This window comes from Paraburkholderia sp. NPDC080076 (assembly GCF_050281145.1).
Classification (GTDB): domain Bacteria; phylum Pseudomonadota; class Gammaproteobacteria; order Burkholderiales; family Burkholderiaceae; genus Paraburkholderia.
In genome coordinates this window covers 73,768-88,555 of sequence record NZ_JBNNWQ010000014.1, presented here as the reverse complement: position 1 = coordinate 88,555, position 14,788 = coordinate 73,768, and the positions used below count along the sequence as shown (strand labels likewise).

At 62.0% G+C, this 14,788-nt stretch carries 11 protein-coding genes; all 11 read right to left on the bottom strand.

What is annotated here, in order from left to right; genetic code table 11:
• Window positions 1–4: 4 nt before the first annotated feature.
• Window positions 5–1,366, bottom strand: coding sequence for a TldD/PmbA family protein (locus ACQKRQ_RS37265; RefSeq protein ID WP_427482777.1), 1,362 nt, complete (start codon window positions 1,364–1,366; stop codon window positions 5–7).
• Window positions 1,366–2,802, bottom strand: a complete 1,437-nt coding sequence (locus ACQKRQ_RS37260; RefSeq protein ID WP_427482629.1) for a TldD/PmbA family protein — start codon at window positions 2,800–2,802, stop codon at window positions 1,366–1,368. Before ACQKRQ_RS37260 ends, ACQKRQ_RS37265 begins: the two co-directional genes overlap by 1 nt.
• Window positions 2,795–4,462: an ABC transporter ATP-binding protein gene (locus ACQKRQ_RS37255; RefSeq protein WP_427482627.1), complete on the bottom strand. Its 1,668-nt coding sequence runs from the start codon at window positions 4,460–4,462 to the stop codon at window positions 2,795–2,797. The genes ACQKRQ_RS37260 and ACQKRQ_RS37255 overlap by 8 nt, the downstream gene beginning before the upstream one ends.
• On the bottom strand, window positions 4,459–5,574 hold the full coding sequence (locus ACQKRQ_RS37250; protein WP_132375138.1) for an ABC transporter permease: 1,116 nt from the start codon (window positions 5,572–5,574) through the stop codon (window positions 4,459–4,461). Before ACQKRQ_RS37250 ends, ACQKRQ_RS37255 begins: the two co-directional genes overlap by 4 nt.
• On the bottom strand, window positions 5,528–6,580 hold the full coding sequence (locus ACQKRQ_RS37245) for a microcin C ABC transporter permease YejB (RefSeq protein ID WP_091795321.1): 1,053 nt from the start codon (window positions 6,578–6,580) through the stop codon (window positions 5,528–5,530). Before ACQKRQ_RS37245 ends, ACQKRQ_RS37250 begins: the two co-directional genes overlap by 47 nt.
• Window positions 6,581–6,588: 8 nt before the next feature.
• Window positions 6,589–8,478, bottom strand: coding sequence for an extracellular solute-binding protein (locus ACQKRQ_RS37240; RefSeq protein WP_427482625.1), 1,890 nt, complete (start codon window positions 8,476–8,478; stop codon window positions 6,589–6,591).
• 282 nt (window positions 8,479–8,760) lie between these two features.
• Window positions 8,761–11,502, bottom strand: coding sequence for a TonB-dependent receptor plug domain-containing protein (locus ACQKRQ_RS37235; protein ID WP_342960577.1), 2,742 nt, complete (start codon window positions 11,500–11,502; stop codon window positions 8,761–8,763).
• 302 nt (window positions 11,503–11,804) lie between these two features.
• A complete protein-coding gene (locus ACQKRQ_RS37230; protein WP_132375140.1) occupies window positions 11,805–12,380 on the bottom strand; it encodes a helix-turn-helix domain-containing protein in 576 nt (191 codons plus the stop codon).
• Window positions 12,381–12,683: 303 nt separating this feature from the next.
• Window positions 12,684–13,868, bottom strand: coding sequence for a tetratricopeptide repeat protein (locus ACQKRQ_RS37225; RefSeq protein ID WP_427482623.1), 1,185 nt, complete (start codon window positions 13,866–13,868; stop codon window positions 12,684–12,686).
• A 9-nt stretch (window positions 13,869–13,877) separates the two neighbouring features.
• Window positions 13,878–14,306 (bottom strand): ExbD/TolR family protein, encoded by a 429-nt coding sequence (locus tag ACQKRQ_RS37220; RefSeq protein ID WP_011487696.1) that lies wholly within the window; start codon window positions 14,304–14,306, stop codon window positions 13,878–13,880.
• A 57-nt stretch (window positions 14,307–14,363) separates the two neighbouring features.
• Window positions 14,364–14,786: an ExbD/TolR family protein gene (locus tag ACQKRQ_RS37215; RefSeq protein WP_012432473.1), complete on the bottom strand. Its 423-nt coding sequence runs from the start codon at window positions 14,784–14,786 to the stop codon at window positions 14,364–14,366.
• Window positions 14,787–14,788 lie beyond the last annotated feature (2 nt).

Sequence of the window (14,788 nt, the reverse complement as noted above, 5' to 3'; positions counted from 1 at the left end):
GGGCTCATAACGTCAATTCGAATGACCTCACCAGAATGCCAGGCAGTTGCATGCCGCCCGTGGCGCGCTCGCCCCATGTCGAGTCGCTCAATAGCAGTTCGGCTTGCGCGCCGAGTTGTTCGAGTTCGCTGCCGAGCAAACGGTACAGGCTGTCGTCGAAACGCATGGCTTCGAGCGGTGCGACGATTTCTCCGTTCTCGACCCAGAACGTCGCGAAGCGCGTCATGCCGGTGAGGCGGCAATTCATGCGGTCCGAGAAGTTCACGTACCACAGGTTGCCGATGTAGAGCCCGGTGTCGATCTTGGCGAGCACGTCTTCTTCCAGCAGATCGCCCGCTTGCATCGACAGCGCGGCCGGCGACTCGCTGGCCAGCGCACCGTTGGGCGTCAAGCCGTACTCGCGCGCGCTGCGTGCGTTGGTCAGGCGTTCGGCACTGCGGCCGGCCTCGATCAGCGGGACGCTGTCACGCAGGTAGCCGTCGTCGTTGAAGCCTGGCGTGATGCCGAGGCTCAGATCTTCGCTGATGGTTACGCGCGGGTCGACTACGATTTCTCCCACATGCAGCTTGTACAACTCGCTGCGCGAGCTCGCCTGGGCGCGCGCGGAAAAGCCACTCCATGCGGTGACGCCGAGCAGTTCCGCAAGCGCGGCGGGTGCCAGATAGGAACGGTAGCGTCCCGGCGCCAACGTGCGCGGCGTGCGCGCCAGAACGGCAAGACGTGTCGCGGCCTGTTCGACTTTGCGCGCGAACACGGCATCGCTCCAGTCGTCGCCGGCGTAGCTGGTTTTGATCGCGCGGCCGCTCGGGTCGTACAGCGACCAGCTGAAATTGAAGTTGTCCACTTCGTACCAGCCGCGGCTGCCCTTCGTCGATGCGAAGCCGCGCACAATGGTGCCGCCCGCATAGAAGCCCACGAAGTCGAGCCCTTGCGCACATTCCGCGACGATGCGCGCGAGGCCGTCGGAATTCGCCAGCTTGCCGGAGCGCTGCGTGGTGCGCTGCCATTTCGAGGTGTCGAACAGCAGATGCGGATCGTCCGCTGCATCGCGCAGACCTTCGCGCAAGGTGGCGAGGGCGGCGCTCACCTCGTCGAGATCCTGTTGCAGATCGCCGCATACGGTCAGCGTGGAATAGGCCTGACGTGCGCCGTCGATCAGGCGCAAGGTCAGCTTGCCTTGCGACACGCTGCCGGTCTGCCGCACCTTGCCCGAATTGAAGCGAATGAAGTCGGACTGCTCGCCGGCAAATGAACTGAGGGTGGTTTCGCCGCCTTGTTGCAGGCGCTCGATCGCATCGGCGAGCAAAGTGAAATGCCGCTCCCAATCCACTGACGTAGCCGCGCGCGAAGAGATGAACTGGCTCATCATGCGCCTCCGAACACGTCGACGTTGCTGAACACGCAGGCCGGCGACGCATGGCCGACGCGGATGATCTGCGCCGGTTCGCCCTTGCCGCACATAGATGTGCCATACACTTCACGCGTGGCCGCATTGCCCACCGCACTCAGGCTGCGCCAGAAATTCGCCGAAATACCGCGGTAATTCGGCTGTTTGACGACCTGCGTGAGCTTGCCGTTCTCGATCAGCTGGCCGAACTCGCAGCCGAACTGGAATTTGTTGCGATGGTCGTCGATCGACCAGGACGTGTTGGTGCGCATCAGAATGCCGTGTTCGATGTTGCCGATCAGCTCCTCCAGCGAACTCTCGCCCGGCTCGATATTCAGATTCGCCATGCGGTCGATCGGCGGCCGGTTCCAGTTCGACGCGCGCGAGTTCGCCACACCCGCCATGCGTGCGCGCTGTTGCGACAGCGCGCCGCCAAGCGGACGTTCCAGCACGCCGTTGCGAATCAGATATTGCTTGTGCGCTTCAGTGCCGTCGTCGTCGAATGCGTAGGCTGCCGCTTCTTCGCGCAGCTCCGGATCGAAGGTGACATTCAACAGTTCCGAACCGTAGCGATACGAACCGAACATGTCCTGCTTGACGAAACTCCAGCCCGCGAAGTTGCGCTCGTCGCCAAGAATGCGGTCCAGTTCGAGCGGATGGCCGATCGACTCGTGAATCTGCAGCATCATCTGGTCGGGCATCAGCAACAGATCGCGCTTGCCCGACGGGCAATTCGGCGCGGCCAGCAATTGCAGCGCTTCATTGGCGACGCGCGCGCCCGAGCCTTCGAAGCCGAAGCGCGTCAGCACTTCCATGCCGCCCTGTCCGAGCGTGCCGTAGTTGCCGCCCAGCGTGCGTACTTGCGTATCGCCGTTCGCATGCGCGGCGACGCTCAATTGCGGCATCACGAAGCGGAAATGCTGGTCGATCCGCACGCCGTCGCCGGTCATGTAGAGTTGATCGGTGTGCGTGATCTGCACCGCCGCCACACGTTCGACAATCTTTGCATCGAGGTTCGCGCCCGCGCATTCCGCGCCGAGAAGCTCGAGCCATTCGGCGCGGCTCGGCAACGCGCGTTGCGCATTCGGCGACACGTACTGCCCGCTCGCAACCGGACGTGCAACTTCGCGATGGTCGATCAGCGAGAAAGCCGCGCTCGCTTCAGCGCGCGCGGTCGCCATATCGAGCGCCGCCTGCAAACCCGCTGCCGACAGATTCGCGGTCGCGGCATAACCCGCGCCGGCGCCCACCCACGCGATCAGCATCGCACCGCGATCGCGCACCGTGCGCAGCGGCTGCGCGACGTCATTGCGGATCTCGTGGTCGTCGACCTGTTCGTCGACAATGCGCAGCGACCAGAACGCCGCGCGGCTCTTCAGCGTTTGGGCGGCTTGCGCCCAACGTTCGTCAATCATTGGCGTGTCCCGTATGAGTCGCGGCGGCGCCCGGCTCCGGCACGTTGAGCGACGAGGCCAGCAGCGACTGGGTATAAGGATGCGACGGCGCATGCAACACATCGAGTGTGTCGCCCGCTTCGACGATGCGTCCCGACTTCATCACGATCACGCGATGCGCCATGGCTCGCATCACCGCCAGATCGTGCGTAATGAACAAATAGCTTAGCTTGTACTTTTTCTGCAGATTTGTCAGCAGATTCAGCACCTGTTTCTGGATCGAGACATCGAGCGCGCTGGTCGGCTCGTCGAGTACGATCAATTCCGGCTGGACTGCCAGCGCGCGCGCAATCGCAATGCGTTGACGCTGCCCGCCGGAGAATTCGTGCGGATAACGCAGCATCGCGTCGGCGGGCATGCCGACTTCTTCAAGCAGGCTGCCGACGCGTGCGCGCCGTGCCTTCGTATCCACTTCCGGCCGATGCACGGCCAGGCCCTCGCCGATGATCTGCTCCACCGTCATGCGTGGCGACAGCGAACCGAACGGGTCCTGAAACACGACTTGCATGCGCGAATACAGCGCGCGGCGCGAGCTCGCCGTCCTGAGCGTGGAAAGCGGCATGCCGTCGATATGGATATGACCGGCGGCCGGCTGCTGCAGGCCGAGCACGGTGGCGGCCAGCGTCGATTTACCCGAACCCGATTCACCGACGATGCCGAGCGTTTCGCCGCGCCGCACGCTCAGATCGACGTCCTGCACCGCGCGAAACGTGGAGCGCCCGAACATGGACCGCCAGCCTTTCGCCGACGTGCGGTAATCGACGGCCAGGCCTTGCACTTCCAGCAGCCGACGCGCGCCCTCCTCGACCGGCTCCACCGCGCGTTGCGGATCGCTGTCGAGCAGCCGCCGCGTGTACGGATGCTGCGGGCTCGTGAACAGCGCCTCGGTCGTATTGGTTTCGACCAGCACGCCCTTTTCCATCACCGCGACGCGCTGCGCAAAACGCTTCACCAGATTCAGGTCGTGCGTGATCAGCAGCACGGCCATGCCGCGTTCGGCCGCTTCCTGTTCTTGCAACGAAATCAACAAATCGACGATCTGCTGGCGAACGGTGACGTCGAGCGCGGTGGTCGGTTCGTCCGCGAGCAGCAAACGCGGACGGCAGGCGAGCGCCATGGCGATCATCGCGCGCTGCCGCTGGCCGCCGGACAACTGATGCGGAAAGCTGTCGATGCGCCGTTCCGGTTCGGGAATGCCGGTGCGCCGGAGCAACTCGATGCCGCGCTCGCGCGCCGCATTCGGCCGCAAACCTTCGTGCAGACGCAGACTCTCGGCGATCTGTTTGCCGATCGTGAAGAGCGGATTGAGCGCCGTCATCGGTTCCTGGAACACCATCGCGACGTCCGCGCCGCGCAGGCCACGCATCTGTTGCTCGGTTTTCTGCAGCAGGTCTTCACCATCGAGCAGCATGCGGCCGCTCAATTCGGCATGCTCGACGAGCCGCAGAATGGATAACGCGGTCACGCTCTTGCCCGAACCCGATTCGCCGACCAGTGCCACGCGCTCGCCGCGTGCAATGGAAAGACTGAGTTCGTGCACGGCGACCTTGTCGCCGAAACGCACGGAGAAACGGTCGATTTCCAGCAACGGCCGGCCGATCGGCGCCTGAGTGTTGGTCATCGCGGACCTCCGCCGAAAGCCGAACCGCGCGAGCGCGTGTCGAGTGCATTGCGCAATGCGTCGCCCATGAAGGTCAATAACAGAAGCGTAATCACCAGCGCGGCAAACGCCGACATCGAGATCCACCATGCGTCGAGATTGTTCTTGCCTTCCTGCAGCAGTTCGCCGAGGCTCGGCGTGGGCGGCGGCACGCCGAGGCCGAGAAAGTCGAGGCTGGTCAGCGAGAGAATCGCGGCGCTCATGCGAAACGGCAGGAAGGTGATCACCGGCGTGAGGCTGTTCGGCAATACATGGCGCCACATGATCTGCCAGTTTGACAGACCCATCGTGCGCGCCGCCTTGACGTAATCGAGCGAACGGTTGCGCAGAAACTCGGCGCGTACGTAGTCGGACAGTACGAGCCAGCCGAACATCGACAGCAGAATGAAAAGCAGCCACAAGGTGGGCTCGAAGATCGACGCGAAGATGATCAGCAGGTACAGGTCGGGCATCGAACTCCAGATTTCGATCAGGCGCTGGCCGATCAGATCGGTGCGTCCGCCGTAAAAGCCCTGCACCGCGCCGGTCAGCACGCCGACCACGACACCGGACACCGTGAGCGCCAGCGCCATCAGCACCGACAGGCGGAAACCGTACAGCAGCCGCGCCAGCACGTCGCGCCCGAATTGATCCGTGCCGAGCCAGTTACTCGTGGTAGGTGGCGCCGGATACGGATGCGCGGCGAAGTAATCGATCGTGTCGTAGTGGAAATGATTCGGCGGATAGACCGCGAAGTTGCCGTTCGATTCGAGCCGCGAACGGATATACGGATCGAGGTAATTCGCGCGCGCCGGAAAGTCGCCGCCGAACAGCGTCTCCGGATAGTCCTTCACGATGGGAAAGTAGTAGTGCCCGTCGTAACGCACGAGCAACGGACGATCGTTGGACAACACCTCGCCAAGCAGGCTGATGACGAACAGCGAGACGAAGATCACGAGGCTCCAGTAGCCCAGACGCTGCTGCCTGAAGCGCAGCCACGTACGCCGCCACGGAGAAGGCGACGCCGCGTGCGCCGCGCCGGCCGCGTCAGCGGTCCAGGCGGTTGAATTGGATGCGGGGGTCGACGAGGACATAGCAGACGTCAGCAATGAGTTTGGTTACGAGGGCAATCAGCGTGAACAGAAACAGCGAACCGAGCACGACCGGATAGTCACGGCGAATCACCGAGTCGTACGACAGTTGGCCCATGCCGTCGAGTGAGAACAGCGTTTCGATCAGCAGATTGCCGTTCAGAAACGCGCCGACGAACGCCGCCGGCAAACCGGTGAGCAGCGGAATCGCGGCATTGCGCAGCACGTGTTTCCACAGTACGTCGCGCTCCGGCGCGCCCTTGGCGCGTGCGGTCAGCACATACTGCCGGCCGATTTCCTCGAGGAACGTGTTCTTGGTCAGAATCGTGACGATCGCGAAGTTGCCCACCACCGATGCCGTGACCGGCAGCACGATGTGCCACAGATAGTCGAGCACCTTGCCGAACGCGCTGAGGTCGTTGAAGTTATCCGAGGTGAGGCCGCGCATCGGAAACACCTGCCAGAACGTGCCGCCGCCGAACAACATCAGCAGCAACACACCGAGCACGAAACCGGGAATCGCATAGCCGGCCAGTACCAGCACGCTCGTGACGGTATCGAAACGCGAGCCGTTGCGCACCGCTTTCGCGATTCCCAACGGCACCGATATCAGATACGTGAGCAGCACCGTCCATAAGCCGAGCGTGATCGACACCGGCAGCTTCGACTTGATGACGTCCCACACGCTGTCGTGCTGATAGTAGGATTGGCCGAGGTCGAACGTCGCGTAGCGTTTGAGCATCAGCAGATAGCGTTCGAGCGGCGGCTTGTCGAAACCGAACTGCTTCTTGATCTGCTCGATCTGCTGCGGATCGACGCCCTGGCTGCCGTGATAACCGCCGCCGCCCGCCCCCGCCTCTCCGCCACGGCCAGCGCCGTGGCGGAGTTGCGTCATCACCTGTTCGACCGGCCCACCCGGCACGAACTGCGTGACGACAAACGTCAACGTGACCACGCCGAGCAGGGTCGGCACCATCAACAACAATCGTCTGAGAATGTAGGCAAGCATGCTGTGCCTCAGTGAGCCGTAGCGGCCGTGGCCGCGGTGGAAGATGCGGTCTGGGCGGCCGGCGTTTTCGTGTACCAGTAGTCGATCACCCAGTCTTCGTATTGATACGACATCGGCACCTTGTCCGGATGACCGAGCGTCGACTTGTAGCCGATCCGCGCGCCCGGCGCGTAGTACTCCGGCACGAGGTAGAACGAGTAGATCAGCACGCGATCCAGGGCGCGGGTCGCCGCTTCCAGGTCGTCGAGATTGTCGGCGGAGAGCGCTGAGTGAATGAGCGAGTCGACCGCCGTGGAGCGGATGCCCGGATAGTTTTCCGAGCCGACTTCCGAGGCCGCCGCGCTGCCGAAGCGGCGCGTCAATTCCGCGCCGGGAATCGTCACCGGCGGGTAGATGAAGGTGGTCATGTCGTACTCGAAGTTGTCGAGCCGCTTCTGGTACAACGCGCTGTCGATTTCGCGCATATGCGCCTGAATGCCGAGCATGCCGAGCGCCTGCATATACGGCAGGATCAGGCGGTCCATGCCCGGCTGATCGTCCATGATCTCGATCGTCATCGGCGTGCCGTTGGCGTCGCGCAATGCGCCGTCGCGATAGTGCCAGCCGGCTTGCGCCAGCAGATCGCGCGCCACGCGCAAGTTGCCGCGCAAGGAATCCGGCGTGATCGTCGTGGGTTGCTTCAGCATGGGACCGAACACTTCCGGCGGCACGCTGGCTCTCAATGGTTCAAGCAAGGCCAGTTCCTTCGGGCCGGGCATGCCGGTCGCGCCGAACGGACTCGCGGCGAAATAGCTGCTGGTGCGCCGGTATTGACCGTAGAACATCAGGCGGTTCATCCAGTCGTAGTCGAATGCCATCGTCAGTGCGTGGCGCACGCGCGGGTCCTGGAACATCGGCTTGCGCAGGTTCATCAGCATGCCTTGCATCTGCGCGGGGCCGTCGGCGAATTCCCCTCTTTTCAGCAGTCCATTGTCGAAGTTCTTGCCGACGTATTTACGCGCCCATTGCGTTGCGCTGTATTCGACAATCGCGTCGGCGTCGCCGGCCTTAAACGCTTCCAGTTGCGTGTAATGGTCGCGATAGAGTTTGAAGGTGATGCTCGCGAAGCGGAACATGCCGCGCCGCGACGGTAAATTCGCGGCCCAGTAATCGGGGTTGCGGCGATAGGTGATCTGCTTGTCGTTCTTGCGCGACTCGATCAGATACGGACCGCTCGCGACCGGCGGCTCGTTCGCGATCTGGTCGAACGGCAGACGTGTGCCGTCCGCGCGCATGCCCCACTTCGGCGAGAAGATCGGCAAATCGCCAGCAATCAGCGGCGCGTCGCGCTCCGCGTGCCTGAAAACGAAGCGGATCGTGTTTTTGTCGACCACGGTCGCGCTTTTGATCACTGAGAACTGCGCATTGAAGAGCGGCGATGCCTTCGGGCTCGTCAATGTGTCGAACGAGTATTTGACGTCGGCCGCGGTGATCGGATCGCCGTTCGAAAAGCGCGCGGCGGGATTGATGTGGAAGGTGGCCGAAGCGAGGTCCGGCGCGACTTCGACATCGTCGGCGATCAGCGGATACTCGGAAGCCAGTTCGTCCCAACTGCGCTGCATCAGCGTATCGAACATCAGATGCAGGATGTCCGGCGCGGGCGCACCGCGTACTAGAAACGGATTCAGCGAATCGTAGCTCTGCAGTTCGTCGAAGTTCTGGAAGCTGAGCTTGCCGTCGCCCGGCGCCGCGGGATCCGCATAGTCGAAGTGCGTGAAGCCGGCAGGATATTTGGGCTCGTCGTATTGCGCAATCGAGGGCCGCGCCTGCGCGCAGACCGCGCTCAATGCCAGACACGCACCGGCGCATAGAGCGATTCGCCCGGAGGTGCGCGGCCAGAGAAACTTCACAAGTCTCATCTTCGGAATGCGTAAGGACACGCGCCGGCTTCAGGCCGGCGCGCGGTAAATCGAATCGGCGCGAGTGACGGCCCGACGCCGTCGCTCCCGTAGCTTTCCCCGCTGGCGCAGCGCTGCTGATGACTGGCCGCCGTCGCTCGCCGCGAGCTTGAACGAGCAGTGTGCACGGGGAACTCCAAAGCACGTCTCTAACAGAATTGCGCCGCTCCGGTACCGATGAACGGAAGCCGGAGCGGCCGACCGGCTAGACAGACTGCCGGTGCATCAGAAACATCAAGGACTTCAGAAGCGGTACGTCGCACCGACCTGGAAGAAGCGGCCGATGTTGGTGTAAAGCGACTGGTCGTAGCCCGTGATATCCGGGGTAGCCTGCCACTCGACGTCGAACGGCGGCGTGCGATCGAAGATGTTGTTGATGCCGCCGTAGATCGTCCAGTTCTTGAAGCCGCGATACGTGGCCATCAGATTGAACTGGCTGTACGACGCCACCGACAGCGTGCCGCCGTCGCCGAACTCGGCCGCCACCGCGTTGGTGTAGGGGCCAGTGTACTGCCACGTCAGCGTAGTGGTCAGCTTGCGGTAATCCCACGAGAAGCTGGTATTACCCTTCCAGCGCGGATTGGACGCACCGAACGGCTGCAGCAGCGCGAGGTTGTTGCCGGCGAAGTCCTGCGTCGGCGCACCCGGGCTATTCAGCTTGAAGTGCCACACATAGGCCCAGTCGCCTGCCAGCGTGAACGTGCCGTACTTCGTGCCCACCGACTTGCGGAAGTTCATGTCGAAGCCGTCGGTGTCGAGCGAACCGAGGTTGACGAACTGCTCCTTGATAAAGGCCACCGTGCCGTCCGGATTGCGGATCACGGTCGACGGGTTGTTCGCATCCATCACCGCGTTCGGATCGTCCGTGCCGATCACGCCGTCAATGTGAATCTTGTAGAACGCCGCACCGATATCCGTCGACGAGTCCGGCGAAAGCTGGAAGCCGATGTTGTAGTTCTTGGTGTGCTCAGGCTGCAGCGCCGGATTGCCGTTGACCTGTTCCGTCGTGAAGTGCTTGGTCGGCGTGCCGCTCGGGTCGTTCGGGTCGACCAGGTTCTGGTGAGCCAGATAGGTCGCCTGCGAGTTTTCGACCAGCGTCGGGGCACGGAAGCCACGGCTATACGATGCAAAAGCCGTAAGAGCCTGCACCGGCTGGAAGCGCAATGCGAAGCTCGGCGAGAACGCACCACCGAAGTCGCTGTAGTGGTCGTAACGGCCCGCCTGCGTGAACGTCAGGTTGCGGATGATCGGAATATCGACCTGGTAGTAGACGGCGGCCACATTGCGTTCGCCGTCGACTGTCTGCACGTTGGCCGGCGCGGTCACCCCAAGCGCGCTATACGTGCGCGAGTTGATGATGTTGCTTTCGTGACGGAATTCCGTACCGAAACCGACACCGACCGGACCTCCCGGCAGGTTGAACAGGTTGCCAGTCGAGGTCTTCGCCGTGACGCTGTCGAGCTTCGAGATCGCCTGCTCATAGTCGTTCTGGAAGACGCCGTTCAAGCCGTTCGGCGTGGCCGACGGGTTCGAGAAGTTGAACACGCCGTTTTGCAGAATGTTCTCGAGGCCTGCAACATTCAGCGCGTTGCCGTAGGTCGTGTCGACCGTGCTCTGCGAATGGCCGTAATCCGCGGACCAATCCCAGTCGCCGAACTTGGCCGTGGTGAACGAGCCCTTCACACCGGTCATCGCACGCCAGAACGTCGACACCGTATCCGCCGACACCGTGTTCGGGAACGTGTAGTTGATCAGCGTGGGTACGCCGAACGGGTTGTACGGGTTGGTGCCCGAGACCGTGCGCGAAATCGGCAACGCCGAACCGGTGGCCGGGTTGAACGCGTTGGTCTGGCTGCTCAGCACCGCCGGACCTTCGTTCTGCACGGTTTCGTTGCGGCTCACCCAGAGGTCGGCGTAAGCCTGCACGTCGTCGTTGACCTTGAAGGTGCCGCGCACTTTCGCGTTCAGGCGCGTGATCGCCGGCACCAGCGAGGTGGTGCTGGCCGGATTCGATTTACACGTGGACGCGCCGTTCGCCGACACGCTGCCCGGAGGACAGGGGTTGAGCGCCATGTTGGTGCCGTCGGCCGTGGTCCAGAACGACTGCTGGTTCGGACCGAGCGGGCCCGCGAGGCCACCCGGGAACTGGCTGAAGTCCTGACCCGCGGTCATGTCGCGATCGCCGAGCGACGACCCGGTGTCGCGGTAGTAGCTCGCCGCGGCCGTCACGTTGAAGCGGTCGCCATTCAGATCGCCGATACCGCCGAGCACGCTGAAGTTGCCCTGTGCGTCGCCCGGATGCTGCGCCTTGCCGAGTTGGCCATCGATCTGCAGGCCCTGGAAGTCCTTCTTCGTGATGATGTTGACGACGCCCGCAATTGCATCCGAACCATACACCGAGACCGCACCGGTCTTCACGATGTCGATGTGGTCGATCATGTTGAGCGGGATCGAATTCACGTCGAAGAACGTGTCGGTGAAATTCACCGCCTTGCCGTAATTCGCCACTCGTTGCCCGTCCACCAGCACCAGCGTGTACTTCTCGCTCAGACCACGCAATGCAATGCCGCCGCCGCCTTGCGCGGAGCTATTCATCGTCGTTTGACCCCAACTGCTCCCCGAGTTCGCGGACGTGCCGCGCAGGAAGTCGGCCACGGTCGTATAACCGCTTTGCTGGATGTCCTTGGCGGTGATGGTCTGAACTTCCGTATTGCCGACCTTGTCCGACGTGCGGATCAGCGAGCCGGTCACTTCAAATTTCTTGAGTTGCTGAACCCCTTTCCCCGTCGGCGTCGCGGTGTTGCCATCCGCGGACGGTGTGGCGGCAGTGCCCGTTGCCGGGGTGCTCTCCGTCGTCGCGCCTGCCGCAGTGCCGGTGGCGGCCGGCTGGCTTTGTGCAAACGCCGGTACCGCGATTACGGCCGACAATGCCAGTTCAGCCCAGACTATTCTTCTAATGGCCAGCGCCAATGCCCTTTGTTTCATTTTTCCCCTTCTCGCTCGTCAGTAAGGCCACAGCAGTATGTGAAGAGTGGTCTCGTGAACCGCTCTACTCGATATACGGCGATCTTGCGCCGCGTTCCGTTAAAGCAACGTCAAATAAGTCAGTGTCGGACTACTAATTTATTGCAATCGGAATGCGCAGTGCTTTCCAATTGATGCCACTTCTACTGCCACGCGAACGGATGCCGCTATGCGCCGGCTTATTTTCCCAAATCGCGGGTACGCACTTAAGTAATGCTTACAAATATCGAGTGACTGCTTTTTCTAAAGCATGGCCTACGGCACTAAAACAATCTTGGCGTCCCTACCCACACGACCACCGCTTCTTCACGCGCGGTGTTGGACCAGGAGTGCGGCACGGTGGACTCGTAATGCGCGGTATCGCCCGCCTGCAAGACGAACGTTGTGCCTTCCAACGTGAGCGAGATCTGGCCGCTCATCACATACAAGAATTCTTCGCCGGCGTGCGTCGTGACTTCTGATGGGTTCTGTCCCACCGGCATCCTGACGAGGATCACTTCCAGCTTGCCGCCGACCGACAGGTTCGTCAGCCTTCCAAACAGATTGGCGGTTCCGTCAAATCCGAAGTACTTCAACTCGCTTCCTCTACGCACCGACTTGTCTTCAGTCGGCGTGTCGACGAAATACTGCACCGTGACACCCAGAGCTCGCGCAATACCGACCAGCGATGTGATCGAAGGTGTTGCGTGACCTCGTTCCACTTGCGACAGAAAGGGCTTGGAAATGCCCGCGGTCTTTGCCACTTCATCCAGCGTTCGACTGAGCCGTTGGCGCAGCGCGCGGATTTTGCTTCCTATAGAGACTGCAACGTGTGCCTTGTTATTGAGTGGCAAGACCATAGCAAGACAGAATCCCGTAGTCAAAAATAGTTTGATATATGCAAATTATGTTTCGTCCGGCGCAACGTTCTCCCAAAACATTGCTGATAGGTCAACTGAAATTACGCCATGGACAACGGGAACAATTGGTTGTCCAGAAGACTTCCGGATACTGCGAAATGCCTTGTGACAATCGCGGCTGCAACCCCAAGCAGGCATCGGAGACGAGCCACATTTCCTACGACGAGCGCGTCCCCTCGCGCCCGCCATGAGGAGAGCTCGAGCGCGTCTCGTCCGATGGAACATAACGGGAACGGAGTGTTCTTATTTCGACGCCACCAGCACCCACAAACGCGCGAGATCGGCTGAGCCATCGGTGCCTTTCACCGCACGGAAGGTTTGCACCGCGCGAGCCTTGTCGCCCGCCATGTAGTACGCCTCACCGAGATGCAGCTGCGCCTGGTCCGGGTGATCGAGTCCACCCTTGGCGATCGCGGCATCCATCGCCGCCAGACCCTGCTTCGCCTGCCCCGCGAAAACCTGATTGAAACCCATGTCGACGGGGGCAACGGGGTTTGCCGGATCAGCGGGCGCTTGCGCACGTTTGGCCGCGAGTGCCTGCAGACGTTTCTCGCGATCCGCCTGCGCGTCACGCCCCAGCACGCCCGACGTAAAGCCCTGATCGATGACCTGTTTGCCTTCCGCGGTGGTGCCCGCCACGATCGCCAGTTGGGTCATTTCCATGTAGTCGTCGGCGGTCGACAGCGAGCCGGTCGCGCGGCGCAGGCGATACGTGTCGATATCGAGCTTCGACGAATAGCCCGGCTTGTTGCGAATCGCCGAGAACAGCTCGTCCCAGTAAGACTGCTTCGGATGATAAGCAACCAGCTTTTCGAGCGTGCTGCGGTACGTGGCATCGTCCTTCACGCGCTGCGCACAGGTGCCGAGCAGTTGCAGTTGCGACTCGTCAGGCGCGTGACCGGCATGCACCTGCGCATCGATGCCGGGCTTGAGCAAGCTCACCACGCTCGCGCAATCGTTCGACAGGTAGTAAGACTGAACCAGCAGCGTGCGCATGTCGGGATCACCGCCACCCGACTTCAGATAGCGTTGTGCAACCTTCGCCGCCTGCGCATAGTTCTTTTGCTGGAAGTAGATGCCGGCCAATGCCGCTGACGTACGTTGCTCGTCCGCGCCGCTCAACTTCCCGGAACTCAGCAACGTTTCGTAGGCCTGAGCAGCCACGCCGGTGTCACCCGCCGCCGCCGCTGCCGCGCCACGCATCTGCTCGACCATGGTGCTTTCGTACGGCGTCTTGCCGGGCACTGCCGCCGCCTGATCGATCTTCGTCAGCGCGTCCTTGTACTTGTGCGCGCGATACAGATCCTGTGCGGCATTCAGCGGTTTCGCCACGTCCGGCCGCAAAGTGTCGGCGGCATGAGAGGCGAGCGGCAGCGCGAGAGCGGCCGCGATGACGGCGCGCTTGAACCGTTGATGAATCGTTTGCATTGCCCTTCCCTATTGCATGTACTGCTCATTGCCGATCAGGCCGATCTTCGTCGCGCCCAATCGTTGCGCCGACGCCATTACCTCCGCGACATCCTTGTACGGCACCAGTTTGTTCGGACGCAGATGGATTTCCGCCTGAACCGGTTCGGCGGCCACTTGCGCGAGCCTGGATTCGAGCGCCGCGCGGTTCGGCACCGGCTGGCCATTCCAGGTCGTGGTGCCGTCGAAGTCGATATCGATCTGCACCACTTCCGGCTGCGTGATCGGCGGCGGCGGATTGCCGACCGGCAGGTTCATCTTGATGGCGTGCGTCTGAATCGGGATCGTGATGATCAGCATGATCAGCAGCACCAGCATCACGTCGATCAGCGGCGTGGTGTTGATGTCGACCATCACATCCGGTTCGCTGCCGCCGCCCGACGATACGTTCATTCCCATCATCGCCTCCTGTCGATCGGACCTGGCGCTTTACGCTTGGTCCGATCCCATGCAAAGTTAGCCGCCGCGCGCGGGCGGCTCAGTGATAAACGAAACCTTCGCGATACCGGCGCGCTCGCACTCGGTAATGACCCGGCCGATGAATTCATAACGCGCGCTCTGGTCGCCGCGAACATGCACTTCCGGTTGCGGCGTCATGACCGACACGGTTTTCAGGCGTGCCAGCAACGTCGGCGCGTCGACCTGCTTCTCGTTCCAGAAGAAGTCGCCGTCGCGGTTGACCGCGATGACGATACTTTTGGGCGTGGTCTGCAGCGGCTGGATCGTCTCCTTCGGCAATTGCACCGGCACCGTATGCGTCACGACCGGGATCGTGATCAGAAAGATGATCAGCAGAACCAGCATCACGTCGACCAGCGGCGTGGTGTTGATACTGGAGATGACCTCGTCGTTGTCGTCCTGCCCAACGCTCATTGCCATGA

Excerpts from the sequence above, each read along its gene's own strand:
- ACQKRQ_RS37240 (WP_427482625.1), bottom strand. The coding sequence starts at position 8,478 with ATGAGACTTGTGAAGTTTCTCTGGCCGCGCACCTCCGGGCGAATCGCT.
- ACQKRQ_RS37260 (WP_427482629.1), bottom strand. The coding sequence starts at position 2,802 with ATGATTGACGAACGTTGGGCGCAAGCCGCCCAAACGCTGAAGAGCCGC.
- ACQKRQ_RS37215 (WP_012432473.1), bottom strand. The coding sequence starts at position 14,786 with ATGGCAATGAGCGTTGGGCAGGACGACAACGACGAGGTCATCTCCAGT.
- ACQKRQ_RS37245 (WP_091795321.1), bottom strand. The coding sequence starts at position 6,580 with ATGCTTGCCTACATTCTCAGACGATTGTTGTTGATGGTGCCGACCCTG.
- ACQKRQ_RS37250 (WP_132375138.1), bottom strand. The coding sequence starts at position 5,574 with ATGTCCTCGTCGACCCCCGCATCCAATTCAACCGCCTGGACCGCTGAC.
- ACQKRQ_RS37220 (WP_011487696.1), bottom strand. The coding sequence starts at position 14,306 with ATGGGAATGAACGTATCGTCGGGCGGCGGCAGCGAACCGGATGTGATG.
- ACQKRQ_RS37225 (WP_427482623.1), bottom strand. The coding sequence starts at position 13,868 with ATGCAAACGATTCATCAACGGTTCAAGCGCGCCGTCATCGCGGCCGCT.
- ACQKRQ_RS37265 (WP_427482777.1), bottom strand. The coding sequence starts at position 1,366 with ATGAGCCAGTTCATCTCTTCGCGCGCGGCTACGTCAGTGGATTGGGAG.
- ACQKRQ_RS37235 (WP_342960577.1), bottom strand. The coding sequence starts at position 11,502 with ATGAAACAAAGGGCATTGGCGCTGGCCATTAGAAGAATAGTCTGGGCT.
- ACQKRQ_RS37255 (WP_427482627.1), bottom strand. The coding sequence starts at position 4,462 with ATGACCAACACTCAGGCGCCGATCGGCCGGCCGTTGCTGGAAATCGAC.
- ACQKRQ_RS37230 (WP_132375140.1), bottom strand. The coding sequence starts at position 12,380 with ATGGTCTTGCCACTCAATAACAAGGCACACGTTGCAGTCTCTATAGGA.